We start from the raw sequence: 23,997 nt of genomic DNA, 5'->3' as shown, positions 1-23,997 counted from the left end.
GGCGGGCCTCTGGCACGCTCCGTCTCGGACGGAGTGGCCCCGGCCCCCCACCTGTTGTAAGAGGCAGGTGCCGGAGCGGCCCGGGTGAACGCCGGCCACCGCAGGAATGGGTGGCGGGAGGAAAGTCCGAGCTCCAGAGGGCAGGGTGCTGGCTAACGGCCAGTCGAGGTGACTCGCAGGACAGTGCCACAGAAAACAAACCGCCCGTTCCGAAAGGGGCGGGTAAGGGTGAAACGGTGCGGTAAGAGCGCACCGCGCCCGGGGTAACTCGGGCGGCACGGTAAACCCCACCTGGAGCAAGAGCCAATAGGAGCGCGTCCTCGCGGTTGGGGGACAAGGATGGCCCGTCCGCCGCGCTCGGGTTGCTCGCTGATGAGGCCCCTGGGTAACCAGGGCCCTAGACGAATGTTCGCCGCCCACTCCGAAAGGGGTGGGGACAAAACTCGGCTTACAGGGCCGCTCCGGTTTTTTCCCTCCCGTCAAGCCCTCACTCTCCTTTTCCCTTGATTTGACCAATCCAAGACACAAAGGATGCGCGCCTCACTCTGACTGAGAGCCCTCTCTTGAAACACTCCTGGATCGCGTTGATGGCGCTGGCACTGGTGCAGGCAAGCTGCGCGGCCATCCTTGCTCCCAAGGCCACGGACGTTCCCATCAACTCCCACCCCCAGCAGGCCGAGGTGTTCGTCGACGGCCTCTCCCGAGGCATCACGCCGCTGCATCTGGAGTTGGAGAACAAGCGCTCCTATATGATTGTGCTCAAGAAGGCGGGCTACCCGGACACCGCCTATGAGCTGCACAACTCGGTGGGCGCCGGGTGGATCATCGCCGACGTGCTGCTGACGGGCGTGATCGGCGTCGCCATCGATGCGAGCACCGGCGCCTGGTACTCGCTGGACGACATGCCCGCCGTTATCACCCTGCGGCCGCCCTTGCAGCCGGGCACCGAGCCCGTGGCGGGCGAGGCCGTGGCCCCGGCCGCTCCGCCGCCCCCTCCCTGCAACGTCAAGGACACGGAGGAGTGGAAGCACGCATCCGCTGTGGAGAAGAAGAAGCTGCTGGAGCAGTGCCGGCAGCAGCCCGCGCAGGCTCCGGCTCCCGCGCAGGCTCCCGCGCAGGCTCCGGCTGCCGGCCAGTAGCTGCGTGGGCCCTCCTGCTGGCGCGGCTCAGCGCTGCGCCACCGGCACCGTCGCCAGCAGGATGCGGTCATGACCGTCGTTGCGCACCTCCTGCGGGTTCTTCAGCGGCAGGCGAGTGTCCGTGCGCGGCTCCCACAGCCCCATCCAGATGTTGATGCCACGCACGGAGACGCCGGACGGCAGGGACACGGTGAACTCGTCCCTCACCGTCTCGCCGGGCTTCCACTGCGTGGTGGGCAGCACCCCGCTGGCCGGCTTGTGGTCCAGGTTCATCCGCTCCAGCTTGCCCTCGGTGTCCTCCACGTGGACGAAGACGATGTAGTCGTCCTCCAGCGGCTGGAGCACCCGGAAGAAGACGGTGACGTGGGCCGGCTCCCCGGGCACCACCCTCCCCGGCTGCACCATGGCGCCGGCGATCTCCACCTTGCCGCCCAGGTTGGCGCCGCTCTTCAGCGCCAGCGGCGGCACCTGCTGCACGGTGGCCTGGCGCCGCTCGGACTCGGTGGCCCCGCCGGGCGCCTCGATGATGCAGGCGCTGAGCAGAACCGTGGGCAGCAGGACGGATAGGCGGGACAGGCGCATGGGAGATGGCTTTTACAGGCCCTCGGGCGCTGCATCCACCAGCGGATTGGTATAAGCGGACCCGCCATGAAGACTCCGCCTCTCCAGGACGTCCTCGCTGCGCAGGTGCCAGCCCCCGCTCCCGTGCCCGCTCCCCCGGAGACCACGCCGGGCCACCCCGGCACCCCGCCCGGCGCGCCTCCCGAGGCCAGCCCCGCCTCCCAGTACGTGGGCTACGGCGTAGGGCTGCTCTTCCTGGTGCTGGTGGTGCTGGCGGCGCGCAAGCTGTTCTTCAAGGCGCCCCGCGTCCCCGAGAAGCCCGGCAAGCCCGCGGTGCCCGGGGAGGCCGGCAAGCCCACGCTCCCGGCCGAGGCGCCCCAGCTGCGCGTGGAGCTGCCGAAGACGGAGGCGGAGCTGGCCCGCCAGCGCGAGGCGGAGCAGGCCCACGCCCGCGCCGAGGAGCTGGCCCGCCAGCGCGAGGAGGCCGCCCGAGCCGCCCAGCAGGCCACGGACGCCGCGGAGCGCGCCCGCCTGGAGGCCCAGGCCCGCGCCCTCAAGGAGCAGGAGGAGGAGGAGAAGCGCGCCGAGTACCGCGCGAAGAAGGCCGCCGAAGAGGAGGCCAAGGAGCGCCGCCGCCGCGAGCGCGAGGAGGCCGAGCGGCTGACCGGGGAGCAGAAGGCTCGCGAGGCCGCGGAGGCGGAGGCGGCCCGGCAGGCGGAGGCGGCCGCCGAGAAGGCGAAGCTCCAGGCCGAGGCGGGAAAAACCCTGGCCCAGGGCCTGGACAAGACGAGGAGCCAGGGCTTCATGGCCCGCCTCAACGGGCTGTTCGGCCAGAGCCGCCAGGTGGACGAGTCCGTGCTGGCGGAGCTGGAGGAGATCCTCTTCACCGCGGACATCGGCGTGCGCACCGCCTCCAGCCTGGTGGAGCTGGCGCGCGAGAAGCTCAAGCGCAACGAGCTGAGCAACCCCGAGCGCATGAAGGCCCTCATCCGCGAGGAGGTGGCGCGGATTGTGGACCTGCCCGTGCCGCCCTCGCTGGAGGGAGGCGGGCCGCCGCACGTGGTGATGGTGGTGGGCGTCAACGGTGCGGGGAAGACCACCACCATTGGCAAGCTGGCCGCGCAGCTCACCGGCGCGGGGAAGAAGGTGGTGCTGGCCGCCGGAGACACCTTCCGCGCCGCCGCCACCGAGCAGTTGGATGTGTGGGCGGACCGGGCCAAGGCGGAGCTGGTGAAAGGCGCGGACGGCTCGGATCCGGGCGCCGTCGTCTTCGAGGCGGTGAAGAAGGCCCGGGAGACGGGCGCGGACGTCGTCATCGCGGACACCGCGGGCCGGCTCCATACCAAGGCCCCGCTGATGGAGGAGCTCAAGAAGGTGCACCGCGTCCTGGGCAAGGCGCTCCAGGGTGCGCCCCACGAGGTGCTGCTGGTGCTGGACTCCACCAACGGGCAGAACGCCATCCAGCAGGCCAAGCAGTTCCAGGAGACGGTGGGCGTGACGGGCATTGCCCTCACCAAGCTGGACGGCACCGCCAAGGGCGGCGTCATCATCGGCATCTGCGACGAGCTGAAGATCCCCGTGCTCTGGGTGGGCGTGGGCGAGAAGATCGCCGACTTGCGCCGCTTCGAGCCTCGCGACTTCGTGACGGCGCTGTTCGACTGAGGCCGGGGCCTACTGCCCGGACATGCCCTTCATCATCTCCTCGATCATCTTCTGGGTGTCCTTGTCGAGCTTCAGGTCTCCCATGTTGCCGCCCATGAGCGCGTCGAAGCTCGGCTGGCCCAGGTCCTCGTCTCCGTGGGCCTCCTTCCACCAGTGGTTCTGGAGGCGCTCCAGCGCTCCGCCCGTGCCGGGGCTCGCCTTGACCAGCTCCTTGCGGAACGCATCCAGGCTCGCCCACTTGTAGCGGTAGGTGTCCACGTACGAGCGCATGGCGCGCAGGAACGCCTCGTCTCCCACCAGCTTGCGCGCGGCGGCGTAGAAGAGCGGCGCCTTACCGTAGACGATGGCGCCGTACTCCATGGAGCTGCCGAACTCCTCGGTGGCCCGCTGGGCCGGCCCGTCCTCGCCGCCCATCATCCGGTACATCTGATACGAGGCCACCAGCGCCTCCTGCCGCAGGGACTCGGCCTCCGCCTTGCCGTGCGCCCACTCGAAGTAGAGCACCGCCGTGTACTGGGTGAGCGCCTCGTCCGCCACCGGCTCCTTGATGGGGTCCGTCCCCACCAACCCCGCGAAGTACTGGTGCCCCACCTCGTGCGCGACGGTGAACTCCAGCGTGCGCTCAATGGTCTTCGCGATGTGCTCGAAGGGGTTCATCCCCCCCGCCTGTCCCCCTGTCATCGCGGACATCTGCTGCATGGCCTCCTGGAACATGTCCATGCCCTGCACGCCCTGGAGGATGCTGTTGGGGTCCGTGGCGCCGTGGTACAGCGAGCTGCCCACGGTGATGAGGCCCTGGAACTCCATGCCGCCGGCGCCATCCGAGAGCGGCGCCTCCACCACCCGGAAAGCCTTGTACGGCAGCGTGCCGAGCTTCGGCTCGTAGGCCTGGAGCGCGGAGGCGGTGTACTGCAGCACGCGCCGGCCCACGGCGGCATCCCGGGAGGCGAAGAAGCTCTCGATGGTGACGTCGCCCACCGTCTTCGAGGCGCTCTCGTAGCCCTGGGAGACAAACACGGGGAAGTCCCGCACCAGCGCCGAGGCGAAGCTGAAGCGCACGCCGTGGGTCTTCTCGGGCACCTCGCCCATGGCCACGCCGGTGGCGTGCACCTGCCAGCCGGAGGGCACGGTGACGGTGCCGAGCACGTTCGAGGGATCAAAGAGCGCCAGGTCTCCAATGCCCGAGGGCCCCGCGAAGGGCGTCCCATCCGGGTGCAGCGGAACCAGCATGGGGACGATGCCCACCAGACTCAGGAAGTCCGGGGTGGCCGAGAACGCGCCGTAGTCTCCCGGCGGCCCCGAGGAGCCGAGCGCGCCCAGCAGCGAGCCGACGTTGGCCTTGGCCCGGGGCACGCTGGCCTGGAGGGACACCTCGAGCTTGGCGACGGCGCCGGGCTCCACGGGGGGATTGACGGGAATGCGGATCAGCGTGGGCTCGGGGCGCTCCAGGGGGGCGGGCTTGCCGTCGAGCTTCGCGTCCGAGAGCGTCACCTTCTTGCCCGAGGCGTTGGGCGTGACGCGGAGGAACAGCTCGGAGATGGAGCGCTTCTTGGCGAGCACCTCCACCTGCACCTTGCCCTTCACCTCGCGCTTGGTGGGGTCCACGTCAAGCTGCACGCGGTAGAGCGGGAGCTCCTCCAGGGGTCCGAGCTGCTTCTCGGCGCGCTCCTTCTCGGCGGGCTTGAGGTGTTGGAGGCAGAGTTGGACCTCCGGGGAGCCTCCGGCCAGCACCGGGGCCGCGGAGAGAAGCAGCGCGAGGATCAACCATGGACGGGCAGGTGCCATGGAGCGAGCCTAAGCCAGAGCGGCAACCCAGGCATCCGGCCCGGGGGAGGCCCCGCGGCCCAGGTGTTTCCAGGCGGCCATGCCTACACCTGCGCCTGAGCTACGGCGTCATGTGAGCGCAAGATTTCATGGCGAGCGGAGCGAGGTGGGGACCGGTACAAACTGGTTGGGAGCAAGGGTCGGCTTTAACTGGCTGGGGGTCAGTTAAAAACCAGGTCCGGTACAAACTGGTTGGGAGCGAGCCCCCCTTCCACCTGCCCCGCCATCTCGTTTCGTGGACTCTCAAGCCCACGAGCTCGGACGGTGGCCTCGCTGCCCTGCTCTCACAAGTGTCTGTTTTCTCAGGGGCCGGGCCTTGGCCCGCCCGCTGCAACGGGCCGGGGCACGGCCGGCTGGTTCAGTGGCCTCCGACTGCCCCGTCAAGCGTCGGGGGGGATGCCCAGGGGTGTTCCCCGGTTGGAGTGGCAGATGATGAAGTGGAAGTTCAAGGAAGCGAAGAACGGTGGCAGCAGTCTGGATCTGGAGGGCGTGACGCTCGATCAGGTGGCCGACGGCATGCGCCAGCTCATAGCGGATGAGAGCACCAACCACCACCGCATGGGGCAGCTCTACAACTACGTGGTGAAGAAGGAGCTGGCCCAGGCCGCGGGCTACAAGGACGCCCGCGACTGGTTCAGCCAGAACCTGAAGGACCTGTCGCAGGGCGCTCTTACCATGTATGGCGCCGTGGCCGACAACTTCTCGGAGGAGGTGGCGCGCAGATTCGGCGTCACCTGCCTGTACCTGCTGCTGACCTACAAGCAGGCCGCCGACATCAAGGTCAACCACGAGGAGCCGGGCCCCACCTTCATCGAGGTGCCGGACAGCAAGGGAGTGGTCACTCCCAAGAGCTTCTCCAATTGCACCGTGGACGAGTTGCGCCGGGCCATCCAGCGCAAGCGCAAGCCCTCCTCCAGCAAGCCCTTGCCTGAGGAGGACCTGGCGATCGCCGACCAGGTGGAGCAGGAGGTGCTCAGCCGCTTCACCAAGGGGACCAAGGTGCGGGTGGAGGTGCGCAATGAGCAGGGCACGGCGGTGCTGGACTACAAGGGCATTCCGGTGGCCGAGCGGCGGAAGCTGGTCGAGGCGCTGCAGGCCACACTGCCCAGCGAGTCCACCGAGCCCGAGGTGCCCGCCACGCCCGCCGTGCCTGAGGTGCCCGCCGTGCTCGCCGCGTCCGGAGTAAAGGAGGTGAAGGCCAAGCCCACGGCGTGAGGGCGGGTGCATTGAAAGAAGTGACGGCCCTCTCTCTGCAATGGGGGAGGGCCGTGTCTTTCTTGGGCACAGTCACAAATGACACGGCTTTCCTTGGCCCTCTCCACCCGCCCGCTCTCTCAATTGGGATCCTATTGCTCTATAAGTACCTCCATGTCTCGATTGACGCTATCGTGGCTGTCCACTTGTCTAGGCACCGAGAACGGGGCGCTACGTCCGCTGGACCTCGAGGACGTCCGCACGCTTGCGGCAGCATCCCGCAGGATCACCATCGTCTCGGCGTTCTTCAACACCGAGTTCCTCGAGTGCGTCGGCGCCGCGATCTTGCGACCCAAGCGTCGCGCAGTGAGGCTACAAGTATTTCTCAACGCCTCCTCGGGCAAACGTGGACTCCTCGAAGAGAAGGAACTGCAAGCACTCCTGGCGCGCTGGAGCAAGGGCAAGAACGCTTTAGCAGATGCCTCCGTTCGAGTCGTCCGGTCTAGAGGAATCTTCCACCCCAAGCTCTTCGTATTCGAGATGTACAGCAAGGCCGTGGTCATGATCGGATCGGCGAATGCTACGACAGCGGCGTACTCGGTAAACGAAGAACTCGTGCTGCGACTCGACGGCGCTGCCATTCCGAAGGCGGTGAAGGATACCTCAGACGACTCGATGAGATCGCCAAACCCCTGTCGGAGAAGAGCGTGCTCCCGCTCCGCTCGCTCTCAGCTTTTCTTCGCGAAGGAACGCTCTTCTATAAGCCCACCACCCTCGCGCAGTTCAGATTCGATCTGCGCCTCCCGCCCAAGACCCGGGCAGCCCTGAACCAGTCCCGCCTGAACATCCCAGGTATCAGGTCTCGAACTGCGGGGATGACGTATGATCTCGTTGCGGATCTCGATGGCATTGAGTCGGCTGGAGAGAGAGGGCGGCTCCTCCTGCGTCCAGCGGCGATCCAGACTTGCTACGGGTGGTGGGTGCCTGAGGCCTATCGTAAGGGAGTAGAGGAAGAGATTCGGGCCGCTTCGGAAAAGCGTGCGTCGAAGATAGAGAACTTGACCCGCTCCTTGAAGACAGGCATCGAGAGCGGCAAGGTCAAGAAAGACGCTAGAGCACGGTTCCTCAAGCTTCACAGATACTTGGAAAGAAATGGCCTTTCTGCGGGGGAATCGTTCACGGAGAGAAGCAAATGCTTGGAATGACACCTTGACCGGGTGAAGTTGAAGCTCGACAACGATCTGTGGATTCGGCGTGCATCCAGCGCCTATTCCTCAGCGGTCATGCCAGAGATCTGGGACGATCAAGCTGCGTCGGGGGAATTCATCGATTCGTTCTTCGACTACATCGAGTTCACAAACACATCGAAGGCTACCCCGCTGATCGTGCAGTCTCTTCGTGAGAAAGCTGAGTTCTCACCGGGTGCATCCTCTACGGACATCCATGATGCCTTTGAGGATCTTCTGAATGACCGAGGCTGGTCGATCACCGATTGGAAACCCCAAAAAAGCTCACGAACTGCTAAAGGCAGATTTAGGCCTCCTCGAACCTCGTCCCCGTAGCGCCCATACGCTCCAAGGCGTCCTTGCTCGCCTCGGAGACGATGAGGGTGACCTCCCCTCGGGACGAAACACCTGGGCGTCCCCACCTTCGCCCTGTCAATGCGCAAGTCATCGACGGCCCAGTACTTCCCTACTTTGTCGGGCACTCCATCTTCAGGGATCCAGCCTTCCCTATCGAAACCGCACGCTCAGGCGCTCGACATAGGCGTTGGGCCTCCCCATGAAGGCATCGAGCAAGCGTTCCTCCACATGGTGCTGCTCCCAAACAGCCGCCGGCTCAAGCCCCACGCACTCTTGCGGCTCAGCGGCCCGTTCATTGCCGACGCTATCGAAGATCGTGCAGTCCCTGAAGTTCATGATGTCTTGGGTGAACTGCACGACGGGTTGAGCGAGGTGTGCCTCTATCTCTCTCCAACCAATAGGCTCCCAAGGCTTCAGGGCTGAATGGCGAATAGCAATCCTGAAGAGGACTGGCTTGGAGGCAATCCTCTCCAGGTCCACATCCGGCTCCGTGGTTCTGTAATCGTAGAAAGCGTCATAGGGTGGCTCAAGCACTCTTCCATAACCAAATGAGCCGTCGCCGAGAGGAATTCTCAAGAACACTCCCGGCTTATCTGATGGATTGTGCATCTGGTTCCCTAATACCCTGTGTACTCGCTGATCTTGCCCCACTCATCGGTGGCGGCCTTGTAAAACCGTCGGCCATTCACATTGTCTTTTGACACGCCGCGCACTTGATTTTCCGTTTTATGGGGCTCCCCAGTGTCGGACCAGGCGCCTCCGAAGGAATCGACCAACTGCTGCTCTCTTCCTCGAATCCTCCAATAGGCGAGATCGCGATATCTGTTACCGTAATCAACGGCGATTCCAACATCGAACTTATCAAGCCGCGCAGGGTCGAATGCGGAATCCATCGGCTCTGGGTTCTCGTCTTCGATGTGATGGTTTTTGTCTCGCTGTTGCATGGCCGTCTGTGCCTGACTGCGGTAGGGTTTATCGAGTTCAATCACCATGCTGGTTCTTCCAGCATAGAAGCGCTTCGTTAGATTGTTGAACTTGGTATAGGTCACATAGATGCGGCCCTGTTTTCCCTTGTTCTTGTCGGGTTCCGCATCCGGCTCATACGGAAGAGGAGGAATTCCATCGGGTCCTGGTTCATCCTTGGCAGCAGAGAGTCCTTGTGCTTTTTGGCGTGCATGCTCCCGCGCCTGAATCTCCGCTCGATATTGTGCCGCTGCCGCTGCTGATATCAGACCAATCTGGACCGCCTGTTCGATGAGTATCTCTGCTTCCTTGAGTTCGCCGGCGGCAATTGCGGCTGGGATGCGCGCTGTGAGGCTGTCTTGTTGTGCCAGGGCAGCTGTGCGGAGCACGAACAGCAACAATCCGCAAAAGAGTTGCAGCCATGCACGCTGGCCAAGCGGAAGCGCTCGCGTAACGCGTCGCCACGGTCGACCCGCGAGCCGCCCCGCAACACGTGGATCCGCTCGGGGAGGTCCTCCGACATCTCGCAGCGCGGCGAGTGCGAGTCCTCCGGGCTGCGCGCGTAGAAGGACGCGTCGTGGCGGTGCCGAGTTCCGGTAGCGGTGCAACTCGTTGAGACGAAGCTCCTCTTGGTCAGCCATGCCCCCGAGGGTACCTCGAATCCGGAGTCCCTCGGGGCTGAAGCCGAGCCCCTGAGGTAGGCTGTGCGGAGGAGACCGGACTCGTCTCCCTCCCTGCCCCAGGCACTCCATGGCCCGTCCGTCCTCCCACTCGCTCCACCCCGCCCTGCTGGCTCCGGGCACGGAGGTGGGCTCCTGGCGCGTGGTGGCCTGGGCCGGCTGCGGTGTCTTCGGTGCCGTCTACCGCGCGGTGCCCTCTCACGACGAACACGCCCCTGCCGTAGCCCTCAAGCTGGCTCTGCATCCGGCGGACCCTCGCTTCGCACGCGAGCGGGAGCTGCTCTCCCGCTGCCTCCACCCCAGCATTCCTCGCCTGCTGGACCACGGCTCCTGGCACTCACCCGCTGGCACCCTCCATCCCTTCCTTGTCCTCGAGTGGGTGGACGGCGTGCCCTTGTATGATCAGGCCCGGCTCGCCCCTCCCGACTCACCTCAGGTGCGGCGCTGGCTGCTTGAGTTGGCTCAAGCGCTCGCGGCCCTGCATGCCCAAGGCGCTGTCCATCGAGACCTCAAGGGCGACAATGTGCTCGTTCGCCGCTCCGACGGCCGCGCCATGCTCATGGACTTCGGCACCGGCCTCTATCCGGGCGCTGCTCCCCTCACCCCGCCCATGGGCTTCCCGGGCACCCCCATCTACCGCTCTCCCGAGTCCTGGCTCTTCGAGTTCCGCTTCTACCGGGACTCCACCGCCTGCTACCGCCCCTCTGCGGCAGATGATCTCTATGCCCTGGGCATCACCTTTTGCCGCCTGCTCACAGGCTCGTACCCGGAGCCCGCCGCTCCCTCCCGCGACGAGCACGGCACCTTGCACCTGGACAGCGTGCTCCTTCCTCCCGCCCTTCTGAGAAATCCCCACGTGGACCCTGTGCTGCGGGCGCTCCTGCTGCGCCTGCTCTCGGTGCACCCCGAGCAGCGGGGCACTGCGGCTCAACTCGCGCAGGAGTTGGAACCCACCCTCACGCCCTTTCGCGCCCACCGCTCCGCGGACTCCACGCGGCCCTCCAAGACACGCGTGCTCTCACGCTACGGCTGGCGCTGGGGAGCGCTGGCAGCAATGGGACTGGCCTGTGCCCTGGGGGCGTGGTGGGCGCTCCCGAGCAAGCCCCGGAAGGAGAACTCCGTCGCGAAAGTGGAGCCCGTCAAGCCCGCCTCAGCGGGACCCGGCACCGCAGGGCTCGCGGAGGCCTCGGCGTCCGCCTCCACGAACACAGTTCCTGGGCGCCAGGCCCCGGAGGTGATGGCGCAGGACACGCCTCTCGAGCCCGAGGAGGACCAGGCCCGGCCCGATGCCAAGGGACGATGCCCTCACAAGCGGCAGGTCGCCCTCGACGGAGGTTGCTGGGTAGCGTTCCCTTTCCAGCCCAAGGAATGCGAGGAGAACGGAGGCCACATGTTCAAAGGCACGTGCTACGTGCCGGCCCTCCCCCCTGGACGCAAACACACCCCTACCTCCAGCCCCACCCACAAGAAGCACTCGGCTCCCCGGTAAGCTCCCGGGAGTTTCTCCAGAGTCATCCGTTGGGGAGGCGCAAACGCTACCGGTCCTCCACCCTGAGCTTGCTCAGGCCCTCGGCGACTTCCTCGCCGGGGGCTGGGGTGAGCTCGATCAGCGCCTGCGCCAGCTGCCATTGCCAGTTGACCGCATCGATATTGGTGGGCTGCTTTCTCCTGCCGCGGAACTCCTCCTGCTTGGCGCGCAGCTGCTCTTCAATATGGTTCACCTGCTGCTCGGTGAATCCATGGGGCAGGCGCGTCTGAATGCTGCCCACGCGGATCCGTTTGATCATGCGGATGAACCAGCTGGCGTGAAGCTCCGGGAGCTCGGGGTAGCGCGCGGCGAGGTGGACGCGGAGGGCGTTGGCGTCGGCGTGGCTGTAGTCCACGCCATGCTCGATCGAGCCGGGGACGAAGTGGTTGACGGCCCGCAGCGCGGACCGGATATAGGTGAGCTGCCCGACGGTCAGCACGTCTCCGGACAGCCATTGCTTCAGCGCCATGACTCGCGGATCGGTGGGAGCGATTCGAGCGAGGTTACCCCTCGGGTCCACGGCCCCCGCGTAGTTCTCGGCGGCCAGCCCGAACACCTGGAACGTTCCAGAGGCGTTCTGCCAGCCGAGGAACGCCTGCGCCTGCCTCCCCTGCTCGAGGGCATTGCCGAAGACGCCCGAGGTATCGAGGATGGGGCTCAGGGCCTGCTGGCCCTCGAGGACGCTCGGGTCCATGACCCCGCCTTGTCTCTGGGTCAGCAGATCCTCCGAGCCCAGGCCATACACGACATAGTCCACGGTGTCGGCCACGATGTCCGCGCCGTCGAGCACCTTCAGCAGCCCGCCGCTGTCCTGGATCTTGAGGCGCCTGCGGTCGGTATAGACGTGTTGATGCACCTCTTGCAGTTTGTAGGGCTCTGACAGGTAGCGCGTGCCCGGCAGCCACGCGGGCTGCCCGTCCCTGCTGTACAGCCACGCAGCGATCGTCCAGCCGTGCTTCTTGGCCGCGGCGACGGCATCAATGGCCGCGTTGCTGCCCCAGACGACCACGCGCTTGGCCGCGCCCCTGGGCTTCTCCTGCACGGCCTTGTCGCGGATGAAGGTGTCCATGTCGATGATGCGCGAGCGATTGCGGACGGTGGAGTTCTCCTCGGCCTCCGGGGGCTTTCGGATCGACCCAGCGCCCGCGGTGAAGACCACCTTCTCGGCCTTGAAGCTCTTCGGCCCCCGGTCGTTATAGGAAATCCTGTACACGCCCTCCCGGAGCTTCTCGATGCGGGTGGCGGAGGACTTCACCCACCGGCCCGCGCGCCGGCTGACCACCGCCTCGGCCATGCGCCCGAACTCGGCCCGGTTGGCGAAGCTCTCGTTGCCGCCATACTCCCGGGTGTTGGTGCTGGGCATCGCGACCTGCCGCCAAGTGTGATTGATGTACGAGATGCCCTGGCCGCGCTTGTGAATCCACGGGTTCTGCTGGCCGATCACGATGGTGCCGGAGTGGTCATGCGCGGGACCGAGCGTGTCGAGGTAATACGCCGCCGTGGTCCCCGAGCCGATGATCGCCAGCGCGTAGACGCCGGGGGCGCGAGAGGGCGCCTGGCGCCCGCTGATGGGCCGAGGGATCTGCCCCCGGGCGATGCGATACGCGGCCAGCTCGACCTGCTGTGCGTTGTCGAGGTCCACCTCGCCGAAGCGCTCCGGCCCCTGCTGGAGGTACCGGAGCTCGACCTTGATGCGATGTTGCTTGTTCAGGGGGACGATGCCAGTGCGCTCGATGGCTCGGGCGAGCTGCGTCAGCGTGGCCGGTTGCCCCTTGTTCTTGATGACGAGCATCGCATCACCTCTGGGCTCGACGGGTACCCGGGGACGGTAACTGCCCGCGCGCTCCGCACGCAACCTGGCGAGCCGCTTCACTCCACTCGAAAGCGCTTCGCCACCAGCGCTGCGACGGCTCCGGGTTCCTCGGCGAACGGCAAATGCCCGACTCCCTCGAGCACCTGCACCGCGTCCTGGCCGAACAGGGTCCGCATCAGCGCCGCGGCCCTGGGAGGGGTGATGGGGTCCTGCGCCCCCCACACCACGCAGGTGGGGATGCCCGTGCTCGCCAGCCGGCGGTAGAGCTCCTCGCCCTGGTGCAGCGGGAAGGTGCGCACCGTCGCCAGCACGCCTTCATGGAAGCCCGGGGACGAGAGCGAGAAGCGCAGCTGCTCCCGGATGAAGGCCTGCACGTGCGTCCGCGACGAGTAACGCGGCACGCGCGCCAGGAGGGTGCGCTGGGCCGAGGAGCGGAACAGCAGCCTCCCCACCAGAGGCAGGCTCAGCACCCTCTCGGTGAGAGTGAAGCGCGTGGCGGCCCCGTCCGGCGCCAGCAGACACACGTGCGACACCCGCGAGGGATTCCTCACCGCGAACTCCGCGACGACCAGCGCCCCTGACGCCAGCCCGAGCATGTGGACAGGCTGCGCAAGGCCGAGCCCCGAGAGCAGCTGCTCGAGCTGCTCGAGATGTGCCTGGAAATCCGCACCCAGGCCGTCCAGCCGCGTGTAGCCCCGCCCGGGAAGATCATAGCGGAGCACCTGGAAACCCGCCTCGACGAGGGGCCCCACCAGGGGCTCCCAGATGCCCATGGGCAGCGTGGCGCCCGAGACCAGGACCACCACCGGCCGCGCGTCGGCGCCCACCCGCTGGTAATGCGTGGCGCCTCGGCCGTGCTGGAAGAAAGAGTGTTTCGGGGGAGCTGGCGCCGTCGCATCCATGGGCAGGGTCCTCGTCACTTTGCTTCGGAGCTCGTCAGGGCAGCCGGCGGCGAAAGCGGAGCTCGTCGACGGTGGCGCCCCAGACCTGGTCGGTCCGCCGCGCGCCATCCGGCAGCCACCCATCGTGGCGGTAGAACTGCTCCGCGCGGGAGTTGCCCACCATCACCCAGAGGATCGCGCCGGTGTGGCCCCTGTCCACGAGCTGGGCGCGGGCGGCCGCGATCAGCGCTCGGCCGACCCCACGGCCCCATGCTCCCGGATCGACATGGAGCGCGGCGAGCTCACCTTGACCGGCGCAGTCGGGGTCGCGCGCAGGCGCGGTGGTCGCAAACCCGATGAGCTCGGTTCCGTCCACCGCCACCAGGGTCGCTGGCGCGAGCGGATCGCTCGAGCCGAAGGTGTAGCGCCTGGCCCGCTCTTCCGCTCGCAAGCTGGCCAGATACTCATCGGGCAGCAGCCCTCGATACGCAGCCTGCCAGGCGCGCACGTGCACCTTGGCGACGGCGTCGGCGTCTTCGGGGCGAGCGGGGCGAATGATCATGCGATTCACTCTGGCAGCTCGCGGTCATTCTGACAGCCCTTCCGTGCTCGCGACTGGAGGCCCGTGGGGACTCAGGCCTCATGCGCTCAGGTGCGGATGACACCCGCCTCGACCAGCAGGTCCTGGAGCTTCTTCGTGTACTCGCTCCGGGCCTTCTTGTAGTCGAACGCGCCAGCGATGCCGGCCGGGTAGTCCTCACGCTTCGGCCCTCCCTGCGCCTTCAGCTTGTCGTACTCCACCAGCGCGGTGGTCTGAGCGAGCTCACGCTCATAGTGGGTCTGGGCCTCTTTGTACTGCTGCGTGCCGGCGGGGGTGAGTGGGTAGTTCTCACGCTTGGGCGCCCCGAACTTCTGCAGGAACTCCAGCCGCTGCTGCGACGTGGGATGGAAGTGCGCGAGCGCGGCCTGCGAGGCACCGCTCCGCACGGCGCCGTGCTCGAACTGATCCGTGTGCAGCGCCGTCTGGGCGGCGGAGTTCTTGAGCGCCGGACGCTGGGCCACCGGGGCGGACACGGTGGGGGTGGGACGCAGGGTACGGGCAGTCAGCGAAGGGACGGTGAGGCGCGACATGGTGTGCTCCATGGGAAGTGGGTGACGGCTTCTGTACGCCCCCTCCTCCCACGTGGTTACACCGCATTTTCATCGCCCCATTCCGAGCGACAGCGTGGCGGTCCCGGTTGCATCCAGAGGGTGGCGCGGCCCTAACCTGCGGCATGACCAAGGGACGACTGGAGGCCTTCAGCGACGGCGTCATCGCCATCCTCATCACCATCATGGTGCTGGAGCTGAAGACGCCGCACACCGCGGACCTCGAGGCGCTCAAGCAGCTGGGCCCCGTGCTGTCGGCGTACGTGGTGAGCTTCGTGTACATCGGCATCTACTGGAACAACCACCACCACCTGCTTCACGCCACCGAGCGGGTGGACGGCAAAATCCTGTGGGCCAACCTGCATCTGATGTTCTGGCTGTCGCTGGTGCCGTTCGTGACGTCGTGGTGGGACGAGACCGAATTCGCCGCCTTGCCCACGGCCATCTACGGCGGCGTCTTGTTCATGGCGGGGGTGGCGTACACCCTCCTGCAGAGCCTGATCATCGCGGCGCAGGGCCCGCACTCCAAGCTCAAGGAGGCCATCGGCCGGGACACCAAGGGGAAGCTGTCAACGGTGCTGTACCTGGCGGCCATCCCCCTGGCGCTGCTCGTGTCTCCCTGGATCGCCGACGGCATTTATCTGCTCGTGGCGCTGATGTGGCTGATCCCGGACCGGCGCATCGAGCGCAAGATCGCCGCCAACCCGTCCCATCCACCGCGCTGATCCGCGGGCCCACCGCCCCTACCCGGGGAGCGGCTCGGCAATGAATGGCTTCACTGAATTCCTGTGAGCGCTGTCACTCTCGCTTGGGCAGAGCCCTGGCATCGTGCCTCCATCACCTTGACGGCGACAGGGATGTGCAAGCTGTACGTGCCCCGCACCCCCAACGAGCCGCCCCCCGCGCCGTAGCGAGGCGTCAGGGTCCGCTACGGCATCCGGGCACGAGCGCATGGAACCTCCGGTTCCCGGCCGGGACACTGCTGCCTCCGCTCATTCCTCTGCGCGACTTCGCTTCACCTTGTAGCGCAGCCAGAGCATGTCGGCCTTGCGCCGCTCAACGGAGAGCAGCTTGAGCGAGCGAGCGGGCCCCTTGCCCTCCTTCGCATCAAAGAGCGAGGGGACACCGACGCCGCCGTCCGCGACGGGAGCCAGCAGCACGCTCAGCTCATCAATGAGATCAGCGGCCAGGAAGGAGCCGTTGATCTTCCCTCCCCCCTCGAGGAGCAGCTTCTTGATGCCGAACTCCTTCCGGAGCTTCTGAAGCACCTTGCGCAGGTTGAGGCTCGTCTTGCCTCCAAACAGATACGAGACGCCTCGGGCCTGAAGAAAGGCCAGGTAGTCATCCGAGACCTGCTCAGTCAGGACCGTGATGACGTGGTCCTCGTCGATGGAGCTCGACTTCCAGGTGAGCTTGCCTGACGGGTCGAGCGCAATCGCATAGGAGGCGGCATCTCGCTTCGCGATGAAGTCCGATCGCGGAATCGGAGGCTGGCCCCTGCGTGCCGGCACCTTGGCCTTTCCCGCGTAGGGCTCCATGGAGATCCGGCCGATGATCCACGCATCCGCATCAAAGGTCGCGGCCACGCGCTCGTATTCGGCCCGGGCGCTCGGTGGGAGCTCCCAACCGGTGACCACGATGCGGCCATCCACCGAGGGGACCATGTGGCAAATCACGTAGGGACGCTGTGTCACAGGGAAGGGCTCCAGCGGAACGGGTAGGGTTCAGGGGTACATACGGCGCCAGGAGATTATGAGTGACGTGGCCCCCCTCTGTCCCACCGGGGTTCACTTCCAACAGCGCTGCTCGAGGAGATCACGATGAGCGAGCCGGAGTGGCTGCCGTGGTTCACGTGCGTGCAGGCGACGCTGACGCTCGAGTCAAGGCGAGCTGCGGCCTTCTCACGGGGGTGTCAGCCCAGGCCAGGAGGGTCCGGTCCCAACCGGTTGGGGGCCAGGGTTGACCCCTGCGTGAGGCGCTCGCTACAAGCCAGAGGGTCATGACCCTCCGCAAGCTCTTCCTGGCCGCTGTCGCTACCTCCTTCCTCGCCTGCGTGAAGCAGGTGCCCGCTCCCCCTACCCGCTCCGGACCGCCTCGCCCCGTCCAGCTGCTGGCGGACACCCCCGAGCGAGAGACTTCCCAGATCCAAGAGAAGCGCGAGGACGTGGAGATCGACACCCGCGACTTCGAGCGCACCCCGCGCGTGGTGGCCAAGGGCGAGACCCCGCTGCTGCGCCTGGAGGGCGCCCGGGCCCGCCTCTACGGAGACGCGGCGGGCAAGGAGGGCTTCTCGGTGGACAACCTCATCCTGCTCGAGGTGCTCGATGAGAAGGGCCAGGTGCTCAACCGCGGCGCGGTGGGCTTCACCGACATGGTGCGCGTGGGCAAGGAGCAGGTGGACAGCGTGGGCCCCATGTCCTTCACCTTCGAGCCGGGCGTGGTGGACCTCACCCCGCTGCTGCCGGAGAGCGCGCCCTTCAAGCTCCGCGCGACGGCGCTGGACTACTCGGGCGTGGGCCGGGTGAGCAACGTGTTCCTGCTGCTCGAGTCCCCGTCCAAGGGCACCGAGGACGATCTGCGCGGCCAGTAGCCCCGGCCGTCAGCGGCCTCCGGCCCTGACGATTCCGTTGATGGTGCCGTCACACGCCCCGCCGCAGACGAAGTCCGGGGTGAGCGGCTTGGCCGAGCCGCCCTGCGTCGCCGCCACCGTGCCCACGGCGGCCGCAGCCACCACGCCCACGCCCGCCCAGACGTACCAGCGCTTGTACCAGGGTGAGCTGGTGCTCACCGCGGGCTTCTCCGGCGTGAGCGGAACCGGGGGGCTCTTCACGCCCGAGTCGCTGGGCGTGAGCACCGGCTTCTCCGGGCGATCGACGCTGGCCACCACCGTCGGCTTGATCACCTCGGCGGGCCGCAGGCTGGCCGCCACCGTGTAGTCCTTGCCCGCCTTCACCGCCAGGCTCTTGGTCTCCGGCTGGAAGCCCTCCTTGCTCACGACGATCTCATACGAGCCCGGCTTGAGCAGCAGGTTGGCCACCGGCGCCTGGCCCTTCGGCTGGCCGTTGAGGGTGACGTTGGCGCCCGCCACATCCGCGGTCACCGTCACCACGCCCGCCACCGCCTCGAGCGTCACCTCCACCTCGGCGGACTTGCCCCTCTGGACTGTCACCCGGCGGGTGAAGTCGGAGAAGCCCAGCCGGCGGATGCTCACCGTGTGCTCGCCCGCGCTCGCCGGCAGAGCCGAGGCCATGGGCAGCGTCCCCATGTCCTTGTTGTCCACGAAGAGGTGCGCGCCCTTCACCCCGCCGCTCAGCCTCACGAGCAGCCCCGTCTTCCCAGGCTCGATGGGGACGATCAGATCGTCATCCGCGGGCGCCTGATCCGGGCCCTTGGCCGTGGCGCCCTTCTTGGAGGGAATGGGGACGAACAGATCATCCCCCTCGGGAGCGGCGGCCGCGGGCTTCTTCGCCGTGGCGCCCTTCTTGGAGGGAATGGGGACGAACAGATCGTCCCCCTCCGGAGCCGCGGCCTCGGACTTCTTCGCCGTGGCGCCCCTCTTGGCCGGAGCGCGCTTCTTGCCGGACCTCGTCTTGGTCTTCTTCGGGAGGGGGACGATCAGATCGTCCTGGGCGAAAGCCTGGGGCGCCACCAGGGTGACGAGCAGGGCAAAGACGAAGGCTCGGGCGAAAGACATGGCACCCGAAGGTTAGAGAGTCGTAACTGGAGGGTCAAACCCTGTGCCATCCGCGGCGGGGTGATGAAAGATGCGCGCCCATGTCTCGTCCCCTTCCCCTGGTCCTGGGGGGCCTCGCCCTCGCGGGCCTCATCGCCTGCCCGACCCGAACCCCCGTGGGCCCCCCGCCCGTGCACATTCCCCCTGGCTGCGAGCGCAACCAGGCAGGCGAGTACCACCATGTAGGAAACCCCGCCTTCCGCTACCTCGCCCAGGATGACGGGCGCACCCTGTCCCTCACCCTGCTGTACTCGCGGCCGGATGGAGGGGTGGGAGGCACACCGGACGCGGGCGCCGTCACCATCACCGTGGACCGGACGCCCGAGGGCTTCATGGGAGAGACGCACGCCATGGGCTTCAGCGCCGGCACGCCGTGCCCGGTGAGGTTCCCCACGGAGATCACCGCCTGCGCTCCAGACAGCCTCACGCTGCGCTCGGTGCAGAAGACCTCGGTGGATCAGGCCTGCCGCCCGGCCCCGCGCGGGCCCGCGCCCACGTGGACGGAGCAGGTGCTGCGCCGAGGCCCTCCCCCACCCGAGCCGGGCCCGGAGGCGCCGGATGCAGGCCCCCCCGACGCGGGGCCTCGGGCCCAGGACGCGGGAGCGGGCACCACGGATGGGGGAGCGGCCGCCCCGGACGCGGGGCCCACGGACGGCGGAGCGCTCAAGCCGCCCGGCGGGCCTGCTCCTCGGAAGTCTTGATGCTGGGAGCCGGTGCGGAGCGCTTGAGCCGGCCCTCGAGCAGGCTGGAGACGCCCACGTACAGGAAGCCCGCCTGGAACAGGACGATGAAGGGCACCGAGGTGTAGATGCGCGCGTCGATGGCGAACCACAGCGCACCGGTGAAGTACGCGGCGAAGGCCAGCTCCACCAGCGGCATGAGCGTCTTGGCGCCCAGGTAGCTGCGCTTGACCTGGACCACCTTCTTGCCCTCGGAGCCCGTCTTCGGCGTGCGAGCGAAGCCGGACTGCTGGTTGAGCAGCGCCTCCAGCACCGCCTTGGCGTTGTTGATGGCCAGGCCGATGCCCAGGCTCATCAGGAACGGCAGGTACTTCACCCGCTCCCAGCCGCGGATGCCCTGCTCGCGCTGGGTGGCCACGTAGAAGATGCACACGCTGGCGGTGGCGGTGAGGAAGAAGGGCAAGTCCAGGAAGAGCGTGCCGTACAGCCCGTGGTGGAAGCGCACCACCATGGACAGCGGCATCAGCGCCGACAGCAGCACCATCAACAGGTACGCCATGTTGTTGGTGAGGTGGAAGAAGGCCTCGCGCTTCACCTCGAAGGGCAGATCGCTCTTGAGGATGGTGGGCAACAGCTTCTTCGCCGTCTGGATGGAGCCCTTGGCCCAGCGGTGCTGCTGGCTCTTGAAGGCGTTCATGTCCACCGGCACCTCGGCCGGGGAGATCACCTCGGGCAGGAAGACGAACTGCCAGCCCTTGAGCTGGGCGCGGTAGCTCAAGTCCAGGTCCTCGGTGAGCGTGTCGTGCTGCCAGCCGCCCGCGTCCTCAATGGTGTTGCGGCGCCAGATGCCCGCGGTGCCGTTGAAGTTGAAGAAGCACCCCGAGCGGTTGCGCGCGGTGTGCTCGATGATGAAGTGCCCGTCCAGGAAGATGCTCTGGGCCTGGGTGAGGATGGAGAACTCGCGGTTGAGGTGGCCCCAGCGCACCTGCACCATGCCCACTTTCGGGTCCACGAAGAACGGCACCGTGCGCTGCAGGAAGTCCGGGGTGGGCACGAAGTCCGCGTCGAACACGGCGACGAACTCGCCCTGCGCCAGCTTCAGCCCGTTCTCCAGCGCGCCCGCCTTGAAGCCCTGCCGGTTCTGCCGGTGGATGTAGACGATGTTCAGGCCCTTCTGCCGGTGGCGCTCCACGCACGCGCGGGCGATGCCGCACGTCTCGTCCGTGGAGTCGTCCAGCACCTGGATCTCCAACAGCTCGCGCGGGTACTCAATGCGGCACACCGAGTCCACCAGCCGCTCGACCACGTACATCTCATTGAAGATGGGCAGCTGGATGGTGACGCGAGGCAGGGCGGACAGCACGCCCTTGGGCGTGGGCAGCTTGAACTTGTGGCGGTAGTACAGGTACGCCATCCGGTAGCGGTGCGAGCCGTACATGGCCAGCACGCACAGGACGGCGAAGTACACGCCCAGGAAGATGATCTCGACAGTGGTCATCGGTGACGCTCAGCCTCTTCCGCGGGCACTGCCTCGCGGTGCTTCCATGCGCGGCGGCGGTGGAACTGCGCTCTCCCAGACCGCCGCTCCTTGGGTCCGCTGAGCCCCCGCATGTATCTGCCCGAAAACACAGGGTTTTACCCCCTGGGCGGAGAATGGCGCCGGACAATAGGGATGCGTCAAGTTCGTGTCAAACAAAACCCTTGACCCGAGCCCCTGGGTTGTCTCCCTTGTGTGTCAATGTGGACCCAAGGCCTCACGCAGCTCGCCGTAGAAGGAGTCGGCGATGCGCTGGGCCTTGTCGCGCTCGGCGTCGTCGGAGACGGAGCCCTCCAGGAGGATGCGCTGGCCCACCACCAGGGCCTTGGCGGAGGTGATGCCGTTGCGCTTCAGGGCGGTGTTGATCTGCTCGGCGGTGGTGGAGAGGGCGGCCTGGACGACGCGGGCGTCCATTCCCACCAGGAGCGACACCTCCGAGCGCCCGGCGACCAGGGCGCGCACCCGCTGCATGTCATGCAGCGAGTCCACATGCCCGCTGACGACGAGGCGCTCGTTGACGGTGCGGACCTCGAGCCCGTCGAAGCCCAGGGCCTTGAACTCCCGGGCGAGCTCCTCGGCGCCGGGAGGCTCGACGACGATGGTGCGCTCGAGCTGCTTCTTGTCGGTCCACACGGTGAGGGCGGTGCGGCCGCGGTGCTGGGCGACGATGAGGAGCTGGGACTTGCCGATCACCTTCACGTCGGCGACATCGGCGGCGGCGACCGAGACGCGCCGGAGGCCGGGGATGTCGAGCACCCGCTGCTGGCCGGGAGCCAGTTGAACGGGCGGCTCGTCGGCCCCCGCGGGCAGGGCGGCGAGGAGCACGGGGAGCAGGAGCCAGCGGAGCAGACGCATGGCCTGGGAGTGTAGCGCGCCGGCCACTGGCGCCGTGAGGGAGGCCCCGTCGTAGGATGGGCCTCGAGCCCCGAACGCAGGAGGGAAGCCCGTGGCAGGGTCGCCCAACAAAGAGAAAGCGCGCCGAGCGGCGGCGAACCCGAACCGCCCCGGCGAACAGTGCCGAGCCGAGCCCGGACGCTTCAGGCCGGTGGTGGCGCGCAGCCGGTGCGAGGGCAAGCACGACTGCGTGGACGTGTGGGGGCCGGAAGCTGAAGGCAGCTCCTACTGCGCACTGCCACTGGCCTGGGCCGCGGCGCCCCGCGTCATGACCAGGCGCTCCCCCGGCGCGAGCACACGGACCTGGGTGGAGGGCGCGGCGGTCTTGGCGGCCTCGGTGAAGCGCTCGGGGGAGCCCTCGTAGCGGAGAATGAACGTGTCGGTGAACCAGTTGCCCTGGAAGCGGTAGTGGATCGGGACGGCCACCTCGGCGTGGAGCTTCCCGGCCAGCTGCGCGGCCTCGTCGGCGTTCATGACCACCTGCTTGCCCATGGCGTGCAGGCCGTTGACGGGCAGCAGCGCGAGCTGCACGGAGGGGAAGCGCTTGGGCAGCTCATCCATCTCGGGGATGAGCCGACTGTCGCCACCGAAGTAGACGGTGGAGCCGTGGGACTGGAGCATGTACGTCACCTCTTCCACCGAGTGCGCGCCGGGGCAGGCCGTCACGGTGAGGTCGCCCACCTGCACGCTCTGCCAAGGCTTGAGTTCCTGGACGTTCGTGAAGCCAGCGGTGCGGGCCTTCTCCGCCATCTCGGGAGCGACGACCATGGGCACCGCCTTGTCGGAGTACGCGGCGAACGTCTCGATGTCGAAGTGATCGTAGTGGTCGTGGCTGGCGATCACCAGGTCGAGCTTGGGGAGGTTCTCGAGCGCGATCCCCAGTGGCTCACCGTGGCGGTAGGCGTTCGTCTCGCTGAACCACGGATCCGTGAGGATCCGCTTGCCCCCCATCTCCAGCAGGACGCTGGCGTGAGCAATCCGCGTGACCGCGATGTCCGCGCCCTGCTCCTCGCCTGCCGCCGAGAGCGCGATGGGGGCAGGAGCGGCAGGCGCCGCCCTCAGCGCGGGAGCCGCGGCGCGGCCACATGCGGAGAGCAGGCACAGGACGAACATGGAAACGGTCAGTCGGAACATGGCAATCCTCCAGATCAAGGCAAGTCTAGCCCTTTCCGGTGCAGACTCCTCCCATGAGCATCAAGACACTTTCGTCGAGAGAGGTGTACCGGAACCGGTGGATGACGGTGCGCGAGGACGCGATCCAGCGGCAGGACGGCTCGCAAGGTATCTACGGGGTCGTCATGAAGCCGGACTTCGCGCTGATCATCCCGTACGAGGACGGCGCGTTCTATCTGGTGGAGCAGTACCGGTATCCGGTGCAGGGCCGGTACCTGGAGTTCCCGCAGGGCATGTGGGAGGAGCAGAAGGACGCCACGCCGGAGACGGTGGCCGTGGGAGAGCTCCAGGAGGAGACGGGGCTGGTGGCCGGGCGCATGACGTACCTGGGCCACGTGCTCAACGCGCCGGGCTACTCGACGCAAGGCATGCACGTCTTCCTGGCAGAGGAGCTCTCCCAGGGTCCACAGAGCCTGGAGCCCGAGGAGAGCGACTTGGTGTGCACCCGAGTCACCCTCGAGCAGTTCGAGGCGCACGTGCTCGAGGGCCGCATCAAGGACTCCTCCACCCTGGCGGCGTACGGCCTGCTGAGGATGAAGAAGCGCCTACCGCCAGGATGAGTGCTTCCTGGATGGCGAGTATGCCAACCGGGTTCCCCCGGGGTGAGCTCTTGCCAAACCTGTCTGGCTGTCAGACCAGTTCGGACAGACCCGCGCCGGCAGAGCACCTGCCACCCAGGCCTTTCACCCGCATGTTTGCCATTGCGGCTAGCCCGCCGCGGACTGGACCCCTGGAGCCGCCACCGGCAGCGCCGCGTGTGGCGGAGGCCGATTGGTGAGAAACCGCAGCCCGTTGAAGACCACCAGGATCGTGCTGCCCTCGTGGAACACCACGGCCTGGCTGATCTGGGTGAGCCCGAGGATGGCGGCGACAATCAGCACGGCGCTGACTCCCAGCGCGATCACCAGGTTCTGCTTCATCACCCCGGTGGCCTTGTGCGAGAGCCCCAGCGCGAACGGCAGCTTGGAGAGGTCATCGCTCATCAGCACCACGTCGGCGGTCT

General features: G+C 67.1%; 23 protein-coding genes, 1 other RNA gene and 2 pseudogenes. 12 read left to right on the top strand and 14 right to left on the bottom strand.

The genetic code is table 11. From position 1 onward, the window contains the following. Window positions 1-72 precede the first annotated feature (72 nt). Both rnpB and ACJ8AT_RS27285 read left to right on the top strand, forming a co-directional pair. Window positions 73-467, top strand: an RNA gene (gene rnpB / locus ACJ8AT_RS27290) — RNase P RNA component class A. A gap of 96 nt (window positions 468-563) precedes the next feature. Next, window positions 564-1,139, top strand: a complete 576-nt coding sequence (locus ACJ8AT_RS27285; RefSeq protein WP_407740806.1) for a PEGA domain-containing protein — start codon at window positions 564-566, stop codon at window positions 1,137-1,139. Between the two features lie 27 nt (window positions 1,140-1,166). Here ACJ8AT_RS27285 and ACJ8AT_RS27280 read toward each other — a convergent pair whose 3' ends face one another. Beyond that, on the bottom strand, window positions 1,167-1,721 hold the full coding sequence (locus ACJ8AT_RS27280) for a hypothetical protein (RefSeq protein WP_407740805.1): 555 nt from the start codon (window positions 1,719-1,721) through the stop codon (window positions 1,167-1,169). Window positions 1,722-1,787: 66 nt separating this feature from the next. Between ACJ8AT_RS27280 and ftsY the strand changes: the two genes are divergently transcribed. After that, the gene (gene ftsY, locus ACJ8AT_RS27275) at window positions 1,788-3,362 is read left to right on the top strand and encodes a signal recognition particle-docking protein FtsY (protein WP_407740804.1); all 1,575 of its coding nucleotides are present in this window, start codon (window positions 1,788-1,790) and stop codon (window positions 3,360-3,362) included. A gap of 9 nt (window positions 3,363-3,371) precedes the next feature. Here ftsY and ACJ8AT_RS27270 read toward each other — a convergent pair whose 3' ends face one another. Further along, the gene (locus tag ACJ8AT_RS27270) at window positions 3,372-5,147 is read right to left on the bottom strand and encodes a M1 family aminopeptidase (RefSeq protein WP_407740803.1); all 1,776 of its coding nucleotides are present in this window, start codon (window positions 5,145-5,147) and stop codon (window positions 3,372-3,374) included. Window positions 5,148-5,615: 468 nt separating this feature from the next. Between ACJ8AT_RS27270 and ACJ8AT_RS27265 the strand changes: the two genes are divergently transcribed. From ACJ8AT_RS27265 to ACJ8AT_RS27250, 4 genes and pseudogenes are all read left to right on the top strand, one after another. After that, window positions 5,616-6,401 carry a hypothetical protein gene (locus ACJ8AT_RS27265; protein ID WP_407740802.1) on the top strand — a complete coding sequence of 262 codons (786 nt, stop codon included), beginning with the start codon at window positions 5,616-5,618 and terminating at the stop codon, window positions 6,399-6,401. A gap of 78 nt (window positions 6,402-6,479) precedes the next feature. Next, window positions 6,480-7,016: pseudogene (locus tag ACJ8AT_RS27260) on the top strand (phospholipase D-like domain-containing protein); the annotation flags it as partial. Window positions 7,017-7,087: 71 nt separating this feature from the next. After that, on the top strand, window positions 7,088-7,585 hold the full coding sequence (locus tag ACJ8AT_RS27255) for a hypothetical protein (RefSeq protein WP_407740808.1): 498 nt from the start codon (window positions 7,088-7,090) through the stop codon (window positions 7,583-7,585). Window positions 7,586-7,597: 12 nt separating this feature from the next. After that, the gene (locus ACJ8AT_RS27250; RefSeq protein WP_407740801.1) at window positions 7,598-7,942 is read left to right on the top strand and encodes a hypothetical protein; all 345 of its coding nucleotides are present in this window, start codon (window positions 7,598-7,600) and stop codon (window positions 7,940-7,942) included. 171 nt (window positions 7,943-8,113) lie between these two features. On the opposite strand, the gene ACJ8AT_RS27245 is transcribed toward ACJ8AT_RS27250, so the two are convergent. Then, a complete protein-coding gene (locus ACJ8AT_RS27245) occupies window positions 8,114-8,572 on the bottom strand; it encodes an immunity 26/phosphotriesterase HocA family protein (RefSeq protein WP_407740800.1) in 459 nt (152 codons plus the stop codon). 8 nt (window positions 8,573-8,580) lie between these two features. Further along, window positions 8,581-9,327, bottom strand: a complete 747-nt coding sequence (locus ACJ8AT_RS27240) for a hypothetical protein (protein WP_407740799.1) — start codon at window positions 9,325-9,327, stop codon at window positions 8,581-8,583. 349 nt (window positions 9,328-9,676) lie between these two features. On the opposite strand from ACJ8AT_RS27240, the gene ACJ8AT_RS27235 reads away from it, so the two are divergent. Continuing rightward, window positions 9,677-11,095 (top strand): serine/threonine protein kinase, encoded by a 1,419-nt coding sequence (locus ACJ8AT_RS27235; RefSeq protein WP_407740798.1) that lies wholly within the window; start codon window positions 9,677-9,679, stop codon window positions 11,093-11,095. Window positions 11,096-11,141: 46 nt separating this feature from the next. Here ACJ8AT_RS27235 and ACJ8AT_RS27230 read toward each other — a convergent pair whose 3' ends face one another. The 4 genes from ACJ8AT_RS27230 to ACJ8AT_RS27215 form a co-directional block, all read right to left on the bottom strand. Next, window positions 11,142-12,926, bottom strand: a complete 1,785-nt coding sequence (locus ACJ8AT_RS27230) for a hypothetical protein (RefSeq protein ID WP_407740797.1) — start codon at window positions 12,924-12,926, stop codon at window positions 11,142-11,144. A gap of 77 nt (window positions 12,927-13,003) precedes the next feature. Beyond that, on the bottom strand, window positions 13,004-13,849 hold the full coding sequence (locus ACJ8AT_RS27225) for an alpha/beta fold hydrolase (protein WP_407740796.1): 846 nt from the start codon (window positions 13,847-13,849) through the stop codon (window positions 13,004-13,006). Window positions 13,850-13,883: 34 nt separating this feature from the next. Next, complete coding sequence (locus ACJ8AT_RS27220) at window positions 13,884-14,390, bottom strand: N-acetyltransferase family protein (RefSeq protein ID WP_407740807.1); 507 nt, start codon at window positions 14,388-14,390, stop codon at window positions 13,884-13,886. 86 nt (window positions 14,391-14,476) lie between these two features. Then, on the bottom strand, window positions 14,477-14,971 hold the full coding sequence (locus tag ACJ8AT_RS27215) for a hypothetical protein (protein WP_407740795.1): 495 nt from the start codon (window positions 14,969-14,971) through the stop codon (window positions 14,477-14,479). A gap of 131 nt (window positions 14,972-15,102) precedes the next feature. Here ACJ8AT_RS27215 and ACJ8AT_RS27210 point away from each other — a divergent pair, with 131 nt between their 5' ends. After that, on the top strand, window positions 15,103-15,702 hold the full coding sequence (locus ACJ8AT_RS27210; protein ID WP_407740794.1) for a TMEM175 family protein: 600 nt from the start codon (window positions 15,103-15,105) through the stop codon (window positions 15,700-15,702). 267 nt (window positions 15,703-15,969) lie between these two features. On the opposite strand, the gene ACJ8AT_RS27205 is transcribed toward ACJ8AT_RS27210, so the two are convergent. After that, on the bottom strand, window positions 15,970-16,671 hold the full coding sequence (locus ACJ8AT_RS27205) for a RibD family protein (protein WP_407740793.1): 702 nt from the start codon (window positions 16,669-16,671) through the stop codon (window positions 15,970-15,972). Window positions 16,672-16,976: 305 nt separating this feature from the next. On the opposite strand from ACJ8AT_RS27205, the gene ACJ8AT_RS27200 reads away from it, so the two are divergent. After that, window positions 16,977-17,567, top strand: coding sequence for a hypothetical protein (locus ACJ8AT_RS27200; protein ID WP_407740792.1), 591 nt, complete (start codon window positions 16,977-16,979; stop codon window positions 17,565-17,567). Window positions 17,568-17,576: 9 nt separating this feature from the next. Here the strand turns inward: ACJ8AT_RS27200 and ACJ8AT_RS27195 are convergent, their stop codons facing one another. After that, window positions 17,577-18,671: a PEGA domain-containing protein gene (locus tag ACJ8AT_RS27195; protein WP_407740791.1), complete on the bottom strand. Its 1,095-nt coding sequence runs from the start codon at window positions 18,669-18,671 to the stop codon at window positions 17,577-17,579. 80 nt (window positions 18,672-18,751) lie between these two features. Here ACJ8AT_RS27195 and ACJ8AT_RS27190 point away from each other — a divergent pair, with 80 nt between their 5' ends. After that, entirely contained in the window at window positions 18,752-19,411 is a 660-nt protein-coding gene (locus tag ACJ8AT_RS27190; protein ID WP_407740790.1) for a hypothetical protein, read from the top strand. Here ACJ8AT_RS27190 and ACJ8AT_RS27185 read toward each other — a convergent pair. From ACJ8AT_RS27185 to ACJ8AT_RS27175, 3 genes are all read right to left on the bottom strand, one after another. Beyond that, window positions 19,374-20,888 carry a cellulose synthase family protein gene (locus ACJ8AT_RS27185; RefSeq protein WP_407740789.1) on the bottom strand — a complete coding sequence of 505 codons (1,515 nt, stop codon included), beginning with the start codon at window positions 20,886-20,888 and terminating at the stop codon, window positions 19,374-19,376. The two genes, ACJ8AT_RS27190 and ACJ8AT_RS27185, sit on opposite strands and share 38 nt — an antisense overlap. 237 nt (window positions 20,889-21,125) lie before the next feature. Continuing rightward, window positions 21,126-21,782, bottom strand: a complete 657-nt coding sequence (locus ACJ8AT_RS27180; protein ID WP_407740788.1) for a pilus assembly protein N-terminal domain-containing protein — start codon at window positions 21,780-21,782, stop codon at window positions 21,126-21,128. A gap of 264 nt (window positions 21,783-22,046) precedes the next feature. Then, complete coding sequence (locus tag ACJ8AT_RS27175; protein ID WP_407740787.1) at window positions 22,047-22,955, bottom strand: MBL fold metallo-hydrolase; 909 nt, start codon at window positions 22,953-22,955, stop codon at window positions 22,047-22,049. 53 nt (window positions 22,956-23,008) lie between these two features. On the opposite strand from ACJ8AT_RS27175, the gene ACJ8AT_RS27170 reads away from it, so the two are divergent. After that, window positions 23,009-23,554 (top strand): NUDIX domain-containing protein, encoded by a 546-nt coding sequence (locus ACJ8AT_RS27170; RefSeq protein WP_407740786.1) that lies wholly within the window; start codon window positions 23,009-23,011, stop codon window positions 23,552-23,554. A 147-nt stretch (window positions 23,555-23,701) separates the two neighbouring features. Here the strand turns inward: ACJ8AT_RS27170 and ACJ8AT_RS27165 are convergent. Next, window positions 23,702-23,997, bottom strand: a pseudogene (locus ACJ8AT_RS27165) (heavy metal translocating P-type ATPase); the annotation flags it as partial.

Source organism: Hyalangium sp. (assembly GCF_045802625.1).
Taxonomy (GTDB): domain Bacteria; phylum Myxococcota; class Myxococcia; order Myxococcales; family Myxococcaceae; genus Hyalangium.
This window is presented reverse-complemented; position numbering and strand designations above follow the sequence as displayed.

What these genes read in the sequence shown, in the direction of transcription:
- ACJ8AT_RS27235 (WP_407740798.1), top strand. Translation starts at nt 9,677, where the DNA reads ATGGCCCGTCCGTCCTCCCACTCGCTCCACCCCGCCCTGCTGGCTCCG.
- ACJ8AT_RS27265 (WP_407740802.1), top strand. Translation starts at nt 5,616, where the DNA reads ATGATGAAGTGGAAGTTCAAGGAAGCGAAGAACGGTGGCAGCAGTCTG.
- ACJ8AT_RS27175 (WP_407740787.1), bottom strand. Translation starts at nt 22,955, where the DNA reads ATGTTCCGACTGACCGTTTCCATGTTCGTCCTGTGCCTGCTCTCCGCA.
- ACJ8AT_RS27280 (WP_407740805.1), bottom strand. Translation starts at nt 1,721, where the DNA reads ATGCGCCTGTCCCGCCTATCCGTCCTGCTGCCCACGGTTCTGCTCAGC.
- ACJ8AT_RS27230 (WP_407740797.1), bottom strand. Translation starts at nt 12,926, where the DNA reads ATGCTCGTCATCAAGAACAAGGGGCAACCGGCCACGCTGACGCAGCTC.
- ACJ8AT_RS27170 (WP_407740786.1), top strand. Translation starts at nt 23,009, where the DNA reads ATGAGCATCAAGACACTTTCGTCGAGAGAGGTGTACCGGAACCGGTGG.
- ftsY (WP_407740804.1), top strand. Translation starts at nt 1,788, where the DNA reads ATGAAGACTCCGCCTCTCCAGGACGTCCTCGCTGCGCAGGTGCCAGCC.
- ACJ8AT_RS27225 (WP_407740796.1), bottom strand. Translation starts at nt 13,849, where the DNA reads ATGGATGCGACGGCGCCAGCTCCCCCGAAACACTCTTTCTTCCAGCAC.
- ACJ8AT_RS27210 (WP_407740794.1), top strand. Translation starts at nt 15,103, where the DNA reads ATGACCAAGGGACGACTGGAGGCCTTCAGCGACGGCGTCATCGCCATC.
- ACJ8AT_RS27195 (WP_407740791.1), bottom strand. Translation starts at nt 18,671, where the DNA reads ATGTCTTTCGCCCGAGCCTTCGTCTTTGCCCTGCTCGTCACCCTGGTG.
- ACJ8AT_RS27190 (WP_407740790.1), top strand. Translation starts at nt 18,752, where the DNA reads ATGTCTCGTCCCCTTCCCCTGGTCCTGGGGGGCCTCGCCCTCGCGGGC.
- ACJ8AT_RS27215 (WP_407740795.1), bottom strand. Translation starts at nt 14,971, where the DNA reads ATGGAGCACACCATGTCGCGCCTCACCGTCCCTTCGCTGACTGCCCGT.
- ACJ8AT_RS27220 (WP_407740807.1), bottom strand. Translation starts at nt 14,390, where the DNA reads ATGATCATTCGCCCCGCTCGCCCCGAAGACGCCGACGCCGTCGCCAAG.
- ACJ8AT_RS27270 (WP_407740803.1), bottom strand. Translation starts at nt 5,147, where the DNA reads ATGGCACCTGCCCGTCCATGGTTGATCCTCGCGCTGCTTCTCTCCGCG.
- ACJ8AT_RS27180 (WP_407740788.1), bottom strand. Translation starts at nt 21,782, where the DNA reads ATGCGTCTGCTCCGCTGGCTCCTGCTCCCCGTGCTCCTCGCCGCCCTG.
- ACJ8AT_RS27245 (WP_407740800.1), bottom strand. Translation starts at nt 8,572, where the DNA reads ATGCACAATCCATCAGATAAGCCGGGAGTGTTCTTGAGAATTCCTCTC.
- ACJ8AT_RS27185 (WP_407740789.1), bottom strand. Translation starts at nt 20,888, where the DNA reads ATGACCACTGTCGAGATCATCTTCCTGGGCGTGTACTTCGCCGTCCTG.
- ACJ8AT_RS27200 (WP_407740792.1), top strand. Translation starts at nt 16,977, where the DNA reads ATGACCCTCCGCAAGCTCTTCCTGGCCGCTGTCGCTACCTCCTTCCTC.